The sequence below is a fragment of the Trichocoleus sp. AS-A1 genome, assembly GCF_039962015.1.
In the GTDB taxonomy this organism is placed as follows: Bacteria; Cyanobacteriota; Cyanobacteriia; order Cyanobacteriales; family FACHB-T130; genus FACHB-T130.
Window position 1 is genome coordinate 1 of record NZ_JAMPKG010000051.1, and the last position, 14,928, is coordinate 14,928.

Sequence of the window (14,928 nt, forward strand, 5' to 3'; positions counted from 1 at the left end):
CTAGCGTTGTGGAACCACACCGACTCCATCCCGAACTCGGAGGTGAAACGCAACTGCGGCGAAGATACTCGGTGGGTGACTGCCTGGGAAAATAGCTCAGTGCCAGGTTGATTTTTAGTTAGATTGAGTATAATAAAGGGTCGCTCTTCAAGAGCGACCCTTTATTATAGGATTGAGCTAATGCAAACTGCTTTGTTTCCACTGTGCAATTGCCAAAAGAAGCCGTTTCCTGTAGTTTGCTTGTTAGTAAATGCTATTTTTGGGCTACCCTCTCTAATAGATATCTGGGGCATGGGTCATGGCAAATCACTGGGCGATCGCAATTGGCATCAATCAATATCAGTTTTTCCAGCCTCTAAGCTATGCCCAAGCGGATGCACAGACGCTGTGGCAGTTTCTGGTTGACGAAGCTGGATGGTCAGCAGACGAGTGTCTGCTGTTAACGGACACCTCACCGCCGATTAGCGATCAGTCAACTTACCCTACTAAGGAAAACCTGCTGGATTGGTTTGATGAGTGGTGCCATGCGCCAGTAAACGTCGATGATTCGCTCTGGTTCTTTTTCAGTGGGTATGGAGTAACCTTCGACGGGGAGGATTACCTAATGCCCAGTCAAGGAGACCCAGATGAAATAGCGGAAACTGGTATATCTGTAAGATCGCTCTTTACCACTCTCAAAGAGTCGGCGGCTAAAAATATTTTGGTGCTGCTAGATATAAACCGCAGTCAGGGCGGTCAAGCAGGTGCAAAGGTAGGGGCGCAAACTTTGGAATTAGCCCAAACAATGGGTATTGCCACAGTCCTGTCCTGCCAAGTTGATCAATTTTCTTACGAAGCGTCCTCACTGGGTCATGGATTATTTACAGCAGTACTGCTAGAAGGACTGCGATATAACCAAGGCAAGAATTTGGAGAGTCTGGAGCGTTATCTGCGATCGCACCTGCCTGAGTTGAGCGAACACCACTGGCGACCCGTTCAGATACCCTTGAGTGCAATACCCTCTTCGGCAAGTAACTACAAACTCCCAACGCTCCTCCCGAACGGAGTGATGAACTGGAATGCGACCTTAGCTTCAGATACACCTCCAGTAGCTTCCACTTCTGGTATGCACAACGTCGGAATGGATCGTCAGGAGGCTACTCCGGGTATGGTGGGGCATAATAACGTAGCTGGTGCAGCCGCCTTGACCCAGAAGCAGACTTCTAAAGGATCGGAGACAAACTATAACCCTTCCGGCATCCGCTCAGGGATTGGTCAAGGTGCTATCGTCCCCCAGACAAGTGTGTCATCTACTACCCTTGTAGATGACACACCCTGGTGGTTGAATCTACTTTTGTGGTGCGGTGGTATCGCACTGATAGTGGCATTGATCGGGGGAGTATTTCTCCGGAACCGAGCCGCATTTATCGGTCAGCAGGCAATAAATACTTCAACGGATGCCACTCCTGGTAGCACCACACCGACTGCTGTATCGTTACAGTCAGCTTCGTCTGGTTCCAAATCCCAGAATGCAGTGGGGGGCACCGAGAACCAAGCTGGGGCGAATCAAGCGGTGTTGGATAGAGCAAGAACTTTGATCGTCCCAAATCAAGCTTCTCAGTTTAGTCAGGCGATCGCAGAAGCCCAGAAAATAAAACCTGGTGAACCTCTCTACGAACAGGCACAGCAAGACATTGCACGCTGGAGCGGTGTGATTCTGGATTTAGCTAACGGGCGGGCAAAACAAGGGCAGTTTGATAAGGCGATCGCGGCGGCACGACTGGTTCCAGAGGATAATCAGTCCCTTTATAAGGAAGCTCAAGGAGCGATCTCTAGCTGGCGTGAAAAAGCACAGCAACAGCGAACCAACAAAATCCTTCTCCAATCTGCTCAAGGATTAATTCAACCTGGACAAGCTTCCTCTTACACTCGCGCGATCGCTGCTGTTCGCAAAGTACCCCCCGATCAGCCTGGATATACCGAGGCACAACAGTTAATTGCCCAGTGGAGCAAAACGATTTATCAGACAGCGCAGACTCGCGCCACTGATGGAAGACTTAAAGAAGCCATTCAGACGGCGGCTTTAGTCCCGAAAGACACACCTACCTATACGACTGCCCAGAAGGCAATTGACCAGTGGCAAAAAAAAGTACAAGGTACAAAGTAAGAGCCAAATTTGCAAAAGACAAAACGTTGTCCGCTATTAGCCTTACCACCCTTGCATTGCAACTAAATCAATACAAAGTTGATTAATTGCTTCTCTATCTACACTTCTAGGCAGGGTAGATTTAGCGTAGGCTTGATCGAGTCCTTTGTACAAATTGTTAGCGATCGCCATGACTTCTTCATAGGGATACTCGCCGTTTTTAATGGCTAGCAATTCCCGTGCATCTCCGGTTTCCCGGCGATCGACTATTAAGGTTTGTGTCTCTAAAATTTCGATACCTGTTCTTAATAACCGGATAGCCTGCATCGCAAATTTAGAGTCATACCCCACTTTAGCCTCCATCGCTGCCCGTGCTGGATTGCGATTTTTTTTCCATTGTTGGTAGTTATCGTATTCTCGGCGGGCGTTTTGATACTGCTGGCTTTTTTGCAGCAGTTTAATAAATTCTTCCGAGCTGCCGGTAAGTTTCCGGGTGTACTCCAGCGGTTCTTCTGGGAAAGCGTATTGCTTCAATACCCCCTTAAAATCAATTTTGGCAGTTAGCAAATGATAAAGTTCCTGCGCTTCTTCCAAAAACTGAATTCGGCCTCTAATTAACAAGTAGAGATATTCTAGAAACGCATGAATTTCGCCCACCGTCAGCGCTTGGGCAGGTTCTAATCCAAAGTCTTCTGGCTCAGGTTTTCTGGTTGGTGGTTCGAGTAACCAGCGGCGGTGAGACTCTAATTTTTTTATTTGAGCATAACCGTATCCCGCATAAGTGTGCTTCACCTTTTTTGACAGAAACATCTGTTTATAGCGTCTCAAGGTATTACCGACTTCAGTTAAAAGAACATAATCTTTGAACCAGAGAAGCTCTAAAATATTTGGGTTGTTGTCGGCAGACAGTTCTAAAAATTTTTTCAGCTCATAAATACAAGTATCTTTAGTCAGATAAGAAAATTCTCCTGGCTCTTCTGTCCAACCTCTATCCTTTTGTTCAATTTGAGAAAATCCCAAGTAATAAGGCTTAGTTGCCACAAAAATACCGCGATAGTCATAGTCTGAGGTTGCAGTCGCTAAACCGTAGCCCCTGGAACCTGTCAAAGCAATCAGAATCGTTCTATCTTCAACTTCTTGGCGATTCATAGATTAATCGGATGAGGAATAAGTTTCAAGTTGCTGTTTCTCGTTCCCAGGCTGAGCCTCCTCAGAGCTGAGATAAAGTGCGGATTCTGAACGCACCAACCTGTTGAGGGTCGCTTCCATGACAGCCGTAGTTTGACCGGAAACAGTAAACACCAGTGCCTCGCGGTAAACTCGCTGTGCTGCGTGGTGGCTGTAGTTGGCGGCACCACGGGAAACGGTAACGGCAGCATGGGCACACCGCACAGCTAAATCAATTGCCCAAGCTCGGATTTGCAGACGATCTGCAAAGGGTTTAGAGGGATGTCTGATGGCAGTGCTACAGGCGGTGAGTTCCCGGTCGAGTGACTTAAAAGCTTTGGAAATAAAGGCGTTAGGCTTGGTTAGAGCAGCAGCTTCCAGAATATCAAGTCCAGCTCTAGCGCATCCCAAAGCAAAAAAGCCTTGGTGAAGGACATTCTTCAAATCGTTTTCGTGAATCCAACCCGCAGGCTTGATAGAGACAACACGCTCTTGAGGCAAAAACCAACTGGTAAGATTTGCCGTGACAGTATTGGTTGAGGTCATTACTGCCAGTTGCATTGGCTGGGTAAATGTAATTGCACCCCCCATCTCCTGATACTTGGTAACAAAGGGCACAATGCCAAAGACTGCGCCCCCATCGGGGAGTGTTGCGGCGACAATAAACTCTTGAAACAAGCCCCAGCCCGTAACCCAAGGCACTTGTCCCTCTAGATGATATCCCCCTTCTACCGGAAAGGCTTTCACAGTTGGGTCGCCCTGCCGCCGCAATTGAGAGAAGCCGACGCCGACTAAAATCTGCCCGTTGCTCATACGGGGAAGATACTGGCATTTAAGAGAACAATTTTTGCTGGCGACAAGCATCCCGCTAGCACTTTGATGTTGAGTCTGCAAGAATGCCAAAGCACCGGAATATCTTGCAATTAGCTCTTGAAAAGTCCGAAAAGTCTGTTCACTGACTTCGGAACCACCCCACTCTTGGGGAACTCGCAACGCCAGTAAAGAACGTTCGCCAAGCCCTTTGAGTGCCTCTCCTAGTGCTTCTGGGCTGCTATCTATCTCTGTAGCTAATGGTGCAACCGATTGTCTTAGATAAGACTCGGCGATGTCTAGCAGGTGTAGCGGGTTATCCATACCTCTACCGTATCGACTTCGCGGCTACTGAGTCCACAATAATCGAAAGCGCTGGTCAAAGCCACCTCGCTCTGAACGTCGTTTTTCTTGTTCTGCCAAAATTGAGGAACGCTCTATTTGACAAGCTGCACACAAGGCATCGATGACTTCGTATAGGTCAGCGAGTTCTTTCACTAAGTCTTGAGCAGTAGCTTCAGCGGCTTCTTGCGCTTCTTCGATGAGTTTATCTCGCAATGCTTGGTGATACTCTGCCTCTGACATTACCTGGACTTTGCACTCTCGCCCTGCTTGATGAATGATTTCGGGAATGCGATCGCGTACCAGCTTATTGTACTCTTGATGCACTATAGTTCCTCAACGATGAAAGAAGTTTCCCTAGGAAAATACCTTACTTTAGAGGATTTTTGCACCTGTACCCAGACTTATCAAAAGTACGCATCCAAAATTTATCCATTTCCCCAAAATCCAGAAGAAACGCTGCCTGCACTACAAAAGCTAAATCAACTTATCTTAGATCCAATAATTGACTATTTCGGCGTTAATGATTTTCACCTAACTTATGGCTTTTGTTCCAAGGACTTAAAAAGATACCTAGATAAAAAAGATTCGGCGACAGGTCATAAAAATGGTCGAGTTGCACCGGAGCTAGACCAGCACATGGCGCATGAAATGAACAAGAATGGTAAATATTACTGTAAACGACTAGGCGCTGCCTGCGATTTTTTGATCGTTGGTTCAGATAGCGATCGCGTTGTCGATTGGATATTAAGTCAAAAATTACCATTTGATTCTCTATACTTTTATGGAGTAGATAAACCAATTCATATCAGTTATGGTTTTCAACACAAGAGAGACATCAGATCCTTCACAGCATCGGGGCAACCAACACAAAAGGGAATTGAACATTGGATTCAGTTAGCAAAAGAATTGTGAAGCTACTTTGAATTGAATTTCATGAACTTTTTAACTACAAAGTTATGCCAAGGAAACCGCAAAGGTACCCCCAGGAAAGAAAACAAAAATCTTTGCGTACCTCAGGGTTAACTTTTGCGCTCTTTGCGTTTAAAAAGATGTTACTTTTGTATTTTTCCTTTTTTCACGAACTGCTGTTAATTCTTGAACCCGAATCGGGTCAGAGTCTTTACGCCAGCAAAGACAGTAATCTTCTATTTCTAGGCAGTTTGCCTTTAAGCATCGTTGCCAATCTCTAAGGGTTTTAATAGTCCGTTCATCATTTAAAAGTCCCCAGTCTTCTTCCTGTTGAGTGAGCCGGGAAAACTTTTCATAATTCGGATAATCGGGGGTGATAACAGTTTCTTTTCGATGCAAGATTGGTGGATTAACATCATCTTCGTAATCCCGGTAGCTGACGCTCAAATCTCTCAGATCGATTTGCATACTGGTGTGCAGGACTGGATGAGGCTCAGTATCGAAATTGGGGTAGAACAAATATGAAATTTTTGGTTTATAGGTGTGAAATTTAATTAATGTGGCTTCATCCATACGTCCGATTGTACGGCTGGCACAGCCTTCGTAGAGGCGCAGCAACGGGTCGAGTTCCGAAAAAGCTGAGACATGAACCATGAAGGAACTCGGATAGAGAGGCGCGTATTTAAAACCACTGGTACAGCCAACAAAGCTTTGTATACAACACTGAGCAATTACACCGGGATCGCCTAGACTAAATAGCATTTCCTCGGCTAATTCCCAGGCGTCTTCGTAGCTACCGAATAAAGATTTGATATCGTTACGGACTTCTGGGGAGATTTGTTTGAGCTTCAGATGATTGAACTTTCCCAGCGCGAGATAAACTAAAAGGTCTAAGCGGCGTTTTTGAGCGATCGCATCCCACTCTTTTTGGTCGGTTGCTTGTAAAATGACCTGGAAGGCACGGCGAAACCCGCCAAATTCAGCCCTCAAATTTTCTAATTCTGGTTTTTCATTTTTGACAGGCAGACGACCGCGTTCGGTGACAAAAGCCATTAGGGGTGCCAGCATTTCCTGATAATCTTCAAATCGCTTGATGTTGGCACGTACTCTGGGAGTTGTGGCACGGGAACGAAAACGAGAGGCGCGATAAGCTTCGGCAAGGCTTTCATCTCGGAAAACAAAGTAAATGCCTAATGCAACTGGCACCGCATTAACATTAAGAACCTGGTCAATATAAATTTTCAGTTCTTCCTGTTCGTAGTATTTCTGAAAAGTATTGCGGCGAGTAATCACCCCATCGCCGTAGGCAACTTGACCCGTTCCTCGGTCATCAATTAAAACCAGTGCAGCAACAATTAAGACTTTTTCTGTTAACTCCCAGGCGTTTAATAATGCTTCTCGACGCTCATCTGTGCGTTCAATAACATTGATGATATAACCGAGATTGACAATATCAGCGGTGGTGCGAGGGGTATCCGGAGAGTAATAAGGGTCCCAGCCAGCGCTGGTGTAACCCTTTTCCGCTATGTGCTGAATATCGCTTCCGTAGCCACAACCATAGTCAAAGAAAGTGCTATCTTCACTAAATAAGCCAGCTTCTAAAGCCAGACGCACGGGACGAGAAAGATTTTTGCGAGCAATTGCAGCTTTGTGACGCTCTATTTTAGGCAGTGTTAAATGTAGAGAGGTTGGATGTAAGTTCTCTTCAGTTTTCCGCCGAATAACTTGATGATCCTGGATTTCGACACCATAATCTTGTAAGCATTCCAACCAACCCCGAAGCGTTCCAATGCCACGGGTTTTGTCTAAAAGCCGCAATTTCTCTTCTTGCCGAGTGAGGTTGGCGAATTTTTCGTAGTGGGGATAATCGGGGGTGACAAAAGTTTCTTTGCGGTGGAGAACCGGGGGATTGTCGCTGGTACTGTAGTCTCGATAAGTTGAACTCCCGTCCCGAACATCAATCTGGATGCTAGCTTGCAAGGCGGGATGCGGGTCGGGATCAAAGTCAGGATAGAACAAGTAAGAGATTTTAGGCTGCTCGATGTTGAATTTAATTAAGGTAGCGCCATCAATACGTCCTACCGTTCGTCTGGCATAGCCCTCGTAGAGCCTCAGCAGAGGGTCGAGTTGAGAAAGTGCTGACACATGAACGTAGAGGGCACCCGGCAGCAATTTACCGATGGGGCTTTGTTGGCAGCAGTTGACAATGACACTCAGGTCGTTCGCGCCCAATAAAATCGGCTTGTCGCTGTCAAACCAGCTCGGAAGATTATTGTGAACTTCGGCGGCTAAGTTTTCCAGGTGGGAACAATCATTGCTAACAGCAAGGTAGAGGAGAATGTCTTGACGGTGATGTGTTTTAGCGCAGCGGTTCAGAAATAGCTTTGCATCCCACTCTTCTACTCTGTATGGGTTCAGCATCATGGTCGCACCATTTCCCTGAAACAATGATGGATACAAAGTAGAGTAAACCTATTAATTCCTAAATTGCTGATTTGCTCATTTCTGTAAAAATAATTTACTTAATTTTGAAATAGTCGGGATGGGGCGGTGGAATATACACAACAAGGTGCAACAAGCGATACAACTAACAGAAGGACATTTAATTTTTTGAGAGTTTCTTGAGCTACTACCGCCTACAGCACCAAGTTTTTGAGCCTGACTACCTCAGCGAGTTGCAGGGACAGATTCTCGCTTGTCCCTATTTTGCGGTTAACAACTTGAACCGCGACTTTATCGGCACGAAGGGATTTTCGGTTGTATTTCAGCGTTCGGGCTTGAGCGAAGTTGAACGAAGTTTTCCCTTTTTCAAACCTTATCTCAACGTGGCTTTGCACCCGACGTGTAATGCTTTCTATCTCAATCCTCTGATGCTGAAGGAGGGTTCCCGCGTCGATCCACACATTGACCGCAGTCTGCGCTCTTACTGCAAGAGTATCGAACCGCCAGCCTGGGTGAGTGTCCTCTATGTTCAAGTGCCACGGGATTTGATGGGAGGAGAGTTAGTGTTACGCTGCCAGAAGCGCAATGTAGGACAAGTCCGCCCGCAAGCCAACACGTTGCTAGATTTTCAGGGCGATTTAACTCATTCAGTGAATCAAGTCACCAGTTCAGGGTTTCGCCTGAGTTTGGTTTGCGAGCAGTACAGCTTGTGTGAAGACCAACTCCAAGAGATTCCAGAGTTTACGATTGAATCGAGGGCGATTAAGTCAAAGGGCAAGAAGAAGGAAAAGCTAAAAATTTAGCAAAATTCTAGAATATGCTGGGCGGTAATCCGGGACTGTTCCAAGTGGGGAACGTGACCGCAATTCTCGATCCAGATGAGTTGAGAAAGTGCGATCGCTCTTTTAAATTTCTCTGCGTCAGCCGTCCCTAAAATCCTGTCAAACTCTCCCCACAGAATCAGTGTCGGCTTGTCGATTTGGGCAATTTTATCGCTCAAAAAGTTGTACCCCCCGCTTTTGGTGAAGGCAATCAGGGCATCATGCCAATTGGGGAGATCCAGGTGCAACGCCGCACAGAGTAGGGCATCGAGGGAGGCAAAGCTTTGATCGTGGTAAGCATTGCGTGAAATGCGATCGCGCACTTTCTGATTTCGCAAAAATGAAGTCGCCAGGTTACTGATGGGAGGAAACAACAACCTGCCGATGTTGGGGGGACTAGCGAAACCAGCGCTATCAATCAACACCAACTTTTGCACCGCTTCCGGGTAGGTGAGGGTAAAATCAATTGCCGCTGCACCCCCCATTGAAGTTCCCACGAGAACGATTGGCTGGTTAATCAGCGTTTTCCAGAAGTAGTAGAGATGGGTTTTAATGGCTGTTGGGCTAAACGGGAGTCCAGCCGGTCGTTCGGTAAAGCCGAAACCCAACAAATCCACAACCCACGCTTCATTCTGGGTTGCCAGCAGTGGTAGGAGGCGACGGAACTCGAATATAGAGCTATCGAAGCCATGCAGCAACAGGATGGGCGTTCCGCCGCTACCCTGATGAACGTAGGTGGTAGCGATCGCCTGTTGCGAGAGAGGAGTTGCGATCGCAGTCTGCTCGATACTCTCTGCTAGGGCTATCGAGGTGGATTCTGTCAGCGCTTGGGCTGCGGATGGTAGAAAACGGGTAAACATGAGTTTTAGTTTACCGTGGAGAAGGGTGATACAGAAGTAGAGGTAGCAGACCATAACCCCTGAGTCACACCAAAACAAAAGGAGATCGGCTCTTGAAAAATCAGTACGCGCAGAATTTACAATTATCAATCCTAGGGATTATCACTGCCTTAGTCCTCTTTATTAGTCTCAATTCTTTTGTAATTATTAACCCAGGTCAGGCAGGAGTCATCAGCATCTTAGGGAAAGCGAGAGATGGAGCTGTGCTAGAAGGCATCCACCTCAAACCCCCACTGATCTCAGTTGTAGACATCTATGATTTGACCGTGCAAAAATTTGAAGTTCCGGCACAGAGTTCTACCAAGGATCTACAGGATCTCTCTGCTAGATTTGCCATCAACTTTCGCCTCGACCCTATCCAAGTCGTTGAGGTGAGAAGGAAACAAGGAACCTTAGAGAATATCGTGTCAAAAATTATTGCACCGCAGACTCAGGAATCCTTTAAAGTAGCAGCGGCTAGGAGAACCGTTGAAGAAGCAATTACTAAAAGAGAGGAACTGAAACAAGACTTTGATACTGCCTTGGGTCAACGGTTAGATAAGTACGGAATTATCGTGCTAGATACTAGTGTCGTTGACCTAACTTTCTCCCCTGAGTTTGCGAGGGCAGTTGAAGAGAAACAAATTGCCGAACAGCGGGCGCAACGAGCAGTTTATGTGGCGCAAGAAGCTGAACAAGAAGCCCAAGCAGACATCAATCGTGCTAAAGGTAGAGCTGAGGCTCAACGACTCCTAGCTGAAACCTTAAAGCAACAAGGTGGTGGGCTAGTTCTTCAGAAAGAAGCGATCGAAGCGTGGAGACAAGGAGGTTCCCAAATGCCAAAAGTTCTCGTCACGGGTGGTGACTCTAATAGCAGTATCCCATTCCTCTTCAACCTGGGTAATCTTCAGGATGCAACTGCCCCTCAATAGTTTTAGGGGGTAGATTCGCCTCTTCAGAATTAAGAAGGCGAACCATGAGCGCATAAAATTAAGGGTTGCCAGCTAACACATCGTTACGCTCAGTTATGCTCATGCTTCGCCCCTACATAGATGGTTTTGTAGGGGCGAAGCATTCGGGGGGTAAACCCAAACACACTCCAAGAAATTCCGCTCCCAAATGCTTCGCCCTCTATTTAGGCAACTCACGGGCAACACCTACTCCCTCCAAACAAAGTTGAGAATGATATGAGCATATTTACACTGCAATCAGTTAAAAAAGACTTTGGTATCAAAGAAATTTTAAAAGATGCCAACTTTAGCCTAGATCCCACAGATAAAGTCGGACTAATCGGCACCAACGGCTCTGGAAAATCAACGCTGTTGAAGATGATAGCCGGTCTAGAACCGATTGATGGCGGTCAACTTTTAGTCAACTCAGGAGTACGGATTGTTTACTTACCTCAGCAACCCGACTTAGATGAAAATCTCACCGTTCTAGAGCAAGTCTTTGCCGATAGCGGGGAGCAAATGTCCCTTGTCCGCGAATATGAAGAACTGTCAGACAAACTGGCTCACAATCGAGAAGATAGCCAGCTCATGTCCCGCTTCTCTACGGTCATGCAACGCATGGATGCTACTGGTGCTTGGGAACTGGAGACAAATGCCAAAATCATCCTCACCAAGCTAGGAATTGAAGATTTTAACGCCAAAATTGCTACTCTATCCGGCGGCTATCGCAAGCGAATTGCTTTGGCAACCGCTTTGCTTTCAGAACCCGAAGTGTTGCTGATGGATGAACCAACTAACCATCTAGATGCCCTATCTGTTGAGTGGTTACAAAGCTATTTGAACCGCTATCGAGGAGCAATTCTGCTCATCACTCACGATCGCTATTTTCTCGATCGCGTCACCAACCGAATTCTTGAAATCGACCGAGGCGACCTCTACACTTACGCGGGTAACTATTCCTACTATCTGGAGAAAAAAGCCCTCGCTGAAGAGTCTGCTGTCAGCAGTCAGCGCAAACATCAGGGAGTACTTCGCCGAGAATTGGAATGGTTGAAGCGAGGGCCAAAAGCCCGGAGTACCAAGCAGAAAGCTCGGATCGATCGCGTCCACGAGATGCAAGCAACTGAGTTCAAACAGACTCAGGGCAAAGTCGATATTTCCACTCTGAGTCGTCGGATTGGCAAAAAAGTTATTGATTTAATGAATATCTCTAAAGCCTACGATGGACGCACCTTAATCAAAGATTTCACCTATGAATTTAGTCCCGAAGATCGTATCGGCATCATCGGTGGCAATGGTGCAGGCAAATCGACTTTGATGGATATTATCACTGGGCGCGTTCAACCGGATTCTGGAAGCGTTGAGATTGGCTCTACCATTCACATTGGCTATTTTAACCAACACTCTGAAGAATTACTCGTTGCATTGAATGAAAATTTGCGAGTGATTGACTACATTAAAGAAGTTGGAGAATATCTCAAAATTGCCGATGGCACTCAGATTACGGCTTCCCAAATGTTGGAGCGTTTTCTATTCCCTGGCAATCAACAATATGCCCCGATTCATAAACTTTCTGGTGGGGAAAAACGTCGCCTATTTCTGTTGCGCGTTTTGATGAGTGCGCCTAATGTTCTCATTCTTGATGAACCAACCAATGACTTAGATGTTCAAACCTTAGCGGTCTTAGAAGACTATCTAGAAGATTTCCCCGGCTGTATGATTTGTGTCTCCCACGATCGCTACTTCCTCGACCGCGCCGTAGACAAAATATTTTCCTTTGAAGAGGGTGGCAATCTGCGCCAATATCCAGGTAATTACTCAGTTTACTTGGACTACAAGAAAGCCGAAGAAGAAGCAGCATTGCGCGAAGCTGCCAATGCTAAGGATAGCTCAAAGTCAGTGCAGCCCCAAGTACGTCCAGCAGAGCCACAACCCTCTAGTAACAATAACAACAAACGGCGTAGGCTTTCAACTTGGGAAAAGCGCGAGTTTGAGAAACTTGAAAGCAAGATTGCTCAATTGGAAACCGAAAAAGCTGAGGCAGAGAAAGCGCTTTATAATGCGGCTCCTGGTAAAGTCGCCCAAGTTGGGGAACTCTATCAAAAGGTGGAAACTTTAACTCAGGCTATTGATGCTGCGACTGAACGCTGGATGGAACTCGCTGAGATTGAGTCTTAACAGAATCGGGGAGAAAGATGAATGCTTTCGATGCTCCGCTGGCTTTAATTTCTAATACAATTCGTACTTGAGCAAAGTACACGCTAAAGAACCGTTATAAACAGGAATGCGACGAGATGTTTTGAGTCCCACTCTTTTCGATAACTCTTTGTTTCCGGTCAAAACAAAGGCAGTCCAACCTTTGAAGCGTTGTTTGAAAACATCACCGAGCATTTTGTAGAGTTCGCCCAATTCTCTCTCATCTCCCAGACGTTCTCCGTAGGGGGGATTACAGATGAGAACGCCGCTGTCTGCGGGTGCTTCCAATTGGGATAATTCGGTTTGCGTAAACGTTAGCTTATCTGCAATGCCGCACCGTTGGGCATTCGTGTGAGCTTGGCTTAGGATATCAGGGTCTTTGTCGCTCCCCCAAATTGGTGCTTTTAAGTCTGAGATTTCACTGTTTTCGGCTTCTGCCCATATCTCTTCCCACAGAGCTTCATCAAAGTCCAGCCAGCTGAAAAAGCCAAAATTTTCGCGAAATAATCCGGGGGCAATATTCAAACCTTTTAAAGCTGCCTCTAAGGGGAGAGTTCCAGAGCCACAGAGCGGGTCTAAAAAGGGAAGATTCGCATCCCACTCTGCCATGTCGAGGATAGCAGCCGCCAGAGTCTCCTTAAGCGGAGCCAGTCCCATTGCAGGTCGATATCCCCGGCGGTGGAGGCTGGTACCCGAACTGTCTAAACTTAAAATGCAACGGTCTTGATGGATGTGGACATTAATCCGCACATCTGGACTTTCGGTGTCAACGCTAGACCTGTGACCTGATTTGTCACGCTGTTGGTCTACGATAGCGTTTTTAACTTGTAGAGCCGTGAAGTGGGTGTGGTTAAGTTTTTGATTGCCTCCTGTACAGTCCACAGCCAGGGTGTTGTTGGGGCGTAGATACTCATCCCAGGAGATCTTTTGCACCTCCCGGTAGAGCATCTGGGCGTCAAAGCAGGCAAATTCATGGATGGGGACTAGCACTCGAAAAATTGTCCTTGCCCAGAGATTCACCCGGTATAGCATTGCTTTATCGCCAACAAAATGCACTCCAGTGAAATCAGGACGGACTTCCTTTGCCCCTAAACGTTCCAGTTCAGCAGCAGCAATAGGTTCTAGACCACGGGCAACTGTGGCAAAGTAGTGATTCATCATGAGAGCGATCGCATCTATAGCATCTGTAACAGTGGAACCATTAAATCAGTTCTGCTTGTTCAAAAATCTGTCTGGGTGTTAGTTCCAAACCTAGAAGCAGGGTATCCACAATGGGCATCGTATCTGTGTAGACTTGACTCGATCCATCTGGGAAAAATACCCGGATATTCATCGCTTCAGGATCTACAACCCAGACTCTTAAAATACCAGCGTCAAAGTAGTCTTTCGCTTTATTTTCAAATTCTTTCAGGGTTTGGTCTGGGGAACTAATCTCAATTACCAGTTCGGGAGGCACAGGACAAGCTTCGTTCCGCTTCCAACTGGCGGGTAGGAGTTGGTAAGAAATGTAAGTCAAATCGGGTATAGGTGCCCAGTCTTGACCATGACGTTTCAACAGCACTGCCCATTCTTGAACAACTCGTCCTCGTCCTTTACACCAGGCACCAATGAGAACCCACAAAGCTGACTGTAGTACAGAATGAAAAAGCTTAGGAGACACTTTAGGCACTGCCTGACCATCTACAAACTCATAGGTTACATCTCCTTCAGGTAAAGCTAGAAATTCCTGTAATGTGAGTTTGGTTCCGGTGCCTACCATGACTATAAGTTATCCAAGTGGATGGGCTAATAAATCTATGGTACAAAAGCGCTCCCCTTGAGTTTAAATCTGGAAGTTGCCGGTTGGCTGGAGTCGGAGCAAGCCATGAATGAGATTTTAGAGAGCGATCGCTCTGAATTCACAACTTTCCTGAAAAAGCACCGAGTTGTGCGAACCTATTAGCAGTTTCATCACTCCGGTACTGGAGGAACAATGACGCCGATCGAGTTTCTGGTATTGTTGGTCATTGCTGCATTCTGCGGCGGCACTGGGCAAGCGTTAGTGGGTTACTCGGCAGGGGGCTGTCTACTCTCGATAATTGTCGGGATTATCGGTGCATACATTGGATTGTGGGTAGCCAAAGAGTTTAATCTTCCGGTGATATTTGCCCTCAATATTGGAGGGAAATCCTTCCCGATTATCTGGTCAATTATCGGCTCAGCTCTCTTGGCAGCCGCTCTCGGTTTGATCAATCGAACAAACCGGCGGCGATGACTTGGGAAATCTCAAGCTTTTCCAGAGAAAG

The 14,928-nt window shown here is 46.6% G+C and carries 14 protein-coding genes and 1 rRNA gene; 8 read left to right on the plus strand and 7 right to left on the minus strand.

Going from position 1 to position 14,928, the window contains the following annotated elements:
• Both rrf and NC994_RS25095 read left to right on the plus strand, forming a co-directional pair.
• A 5S ribosomal RNA gene (gene rrf, locus NC994_RS25090) occupies positions 1 to 108 on the plus strand; the annotation flags it as partial.
• A 190-nt stretch (positions 109 to 298) separates the two neighbouring features.
• On the plus strand, positions 299 to 2,146 hold the full coding sequence (locus NC994_RS25095) for a caspase family protein (RefSeq protein ID WP_190433220.1): 1,848 nt from the start codon (positions 299 to 301) through the stop codon (positions 2,144 to 2,146).
• 42 nt (positions 2,147 to 2,188) lie between these two features.
• Here the strand turns inward: NC994_RS25095 and NC994_RS25100 are convergent, their stop codons facing one another.
• From NC994_RS25100 to NC994_RS25110, 3 genes are read right to left on the minus strand one after another with little or no spacing between them, the layout of a single operon-like run.
• The gene (locus NC994_RS25100) at positions 2,189 to 3,274 is read right to left on the minus strand and encodes a nucleotidyltransferase domain-containing protein (protein WP_190433224.1); all 1,086 of its coding nucleotides are present in this window, start codon (positions 3,272 to 3,274) and stop codon (positions 2,189 to 2,191) included.
• Positions 3,275 to 3,277: 3 nt separating this feature from the next.
• Positions 3,278 to 4,426 carry an acyl-CoA dehydrogenase family protein gene (locus tag NC994_RS25105; protein WP_190433226.1) on the minus strand — a complete coding sequence of 383 codons (1,149 nt, stop codon included), beginning with the start codon at positions 4,424 to 4,426 and terminating at the stop codon, positions 3,278 to 3,280.
• Between the two features lie 24 nt (positions 4,427 to 4,450).
• Positions 4,451 to 4,771: a nucleoside triphosphate pyrophosphohydrolase gene (locus NC994_RS25110; RefSeq protein ID WP_190433228.1), complete on the minus strand. Its 321-nt coding sequence runs from the start codon at positions 4,769 to 4,771 to the stop codon at positions 4,451 to 4,453.
• Between the two features lie 15 nt (positions 4,772 to 4,786).
• On the opposite strand from NC994_RS25110, the gene NC994_RS25115 reads away from it, so the two are divergent.
• Positions 4,787 to 5,359: a hypothetical protein gene (locus NC994_RS25115; protein WP_190433230.1), complete on the plus strand. Its 573-nt coding sequence runs from the start codon at positions 4,787 to 4,789 to the stop codon at positions 5,357 to 5,359.
• Between the two features lie 129 nt (positions 5,360 to 5,488).
• On the opposite strand, the gene NC994_RS25120 is transcribed toward NC994_RS25115, so the two are convergent.
• The gene (locus NC994_RS25120) at positions 5,489 to 7,780 is read right to left on the minus strand and encodes a DNA phosphorothioation-associated putative methyltransferase (protein ID WP_190433232.1); all 2,292 of its coding nucleotides are present in this window, start codon (positions 7,778 to 7,780) and stop codon (positions 5,489 to 5,491) included.
• A gap of 197 nt (positions 7,781 to 7,977) precedes the next feature.
• On the opposite strand from NC994_RS25120, the gene NC994_RS25125 reads away from it, so the two are divergent.
• Positions 7,978 to 8,601 carry a 2OG-Fe(II) oxygenase gene (locus tag NC994_RS25125; RefSeq protein WP_190433234.1) on the plus strand — a complete coding sequence of 208 codons (624 nt, stop codon included), beginning with the start codon at positions 7,978 to 7,980 and terminating at the stop codon, positions 8,599 to 8,601.
• Here the strand turns inward: NC994_RS25125 and NC994_RS25130 are convergent.
• Entirely contained in the window at positions 8,598 to 9,479 is an 882-nt protein-coding gene (locus NC994_RS25130; protein WP_190433237.1) for an alpha/beta hydrolase, read from the minus strand. The two genes, NC994_RS25125 and NC994_RS25130, sit on opposite strands and share 4 nt — an antisense overlap.
• Positions 9,480 to 9,571: 92 nt before the next feature.
• Here NC994_RS25130 and NC994_RS25135 point away from each other — a divergent pair, with 92 nt between their 5' ends.
• Both NC994_RS25135 and NC994_RS25140 read left to right on the plus strand, forming a co-directional pair.
• Positions 9,572 to 10,429, plus strand: coding sequence for a prohibitin family protein (locus NC994_RS25135; protein ID WP_190411495.1), 858 nt, complete (start codon positions 9,572 to 9,574; stop codon positions 10,427 to 10,429).
• 255 nt (positions 10,430 to 10,684) lie between these two features.
• Entirely contained in the window at positions 10,685 to 12,625 is a 1,941-nt protein-coding gene (locus tag NC994_RS25140) for an ABC-F family ATP-binding cassette domain-containing protein (RefSeq protein ID WP_190433239.1), read from the plus strand.
• 51 nt (positions 12,626 to 12,676) lie between these two features.
• Here NC994_RS25140 and NC994_RS25145 read toward each other — a convergent pair whose 3' ends face one another.
• On the minus strand, positions 12,677 to 13,801 hold the full coding sequence (locus NC994_RS25145; RefSeq protein ID WP_190433251.1) for a THUMP domain-containing protein: 1,125 nt from the start codon (positions 13,799 to 13,801) through the stop codon (positions 12,677 to 12,679).
• Between the two features lie 43 nt (positions 13,802 to 13,844).
• Positions 13,845 to 14,402: a Uma2 family endonuclease gene (locus tag NC994_RS25150; RefSeq protein WP_190433241.1), complete on the minus strand. Its 558-nt coding sequence runs from the start codon at positions 14,400 to 14,402 to the stop codon at positions 13,845 to 13,847.
• Between the two features lie 57 nt (positions 14,403 to 14,459).
• Here NC994_RS25150 and NC994_RS25155 point away from each other — a divergent pair, with 57 nt between their 5' ends.
• Together NC994_RS25155 and NC994_RS25160 are read left to right on the plus strand one after the other, a co-directional pair.
• The gene (locus NC994_RS25155; RefSeq protein WP_277878365.1) at positions 14,460 to 14,585 is read left to right on the plus strand and encodes a hypothetical protein; all 126 of its coding nucleotides are present in this window, start codon (positions 14,460 to 14,462) and stop codon (positions 14,583 to 14,585) included.
• 30 nt (positions 14,586 to 14,615) lie between these two features.
• Positions 14,616 to 14,897, plus strand: coding sequence for a hypothetical protein (locus tag NC994_RS25160; RefSeq protein ID WP_190429356.1), 282 nt, complete (start codon positions 14,616 to 14,618; stop codon positions 14,895 to 14,897).
• Positions 14,898 to 14,928 lie beyond the last annotated feature (31 nt).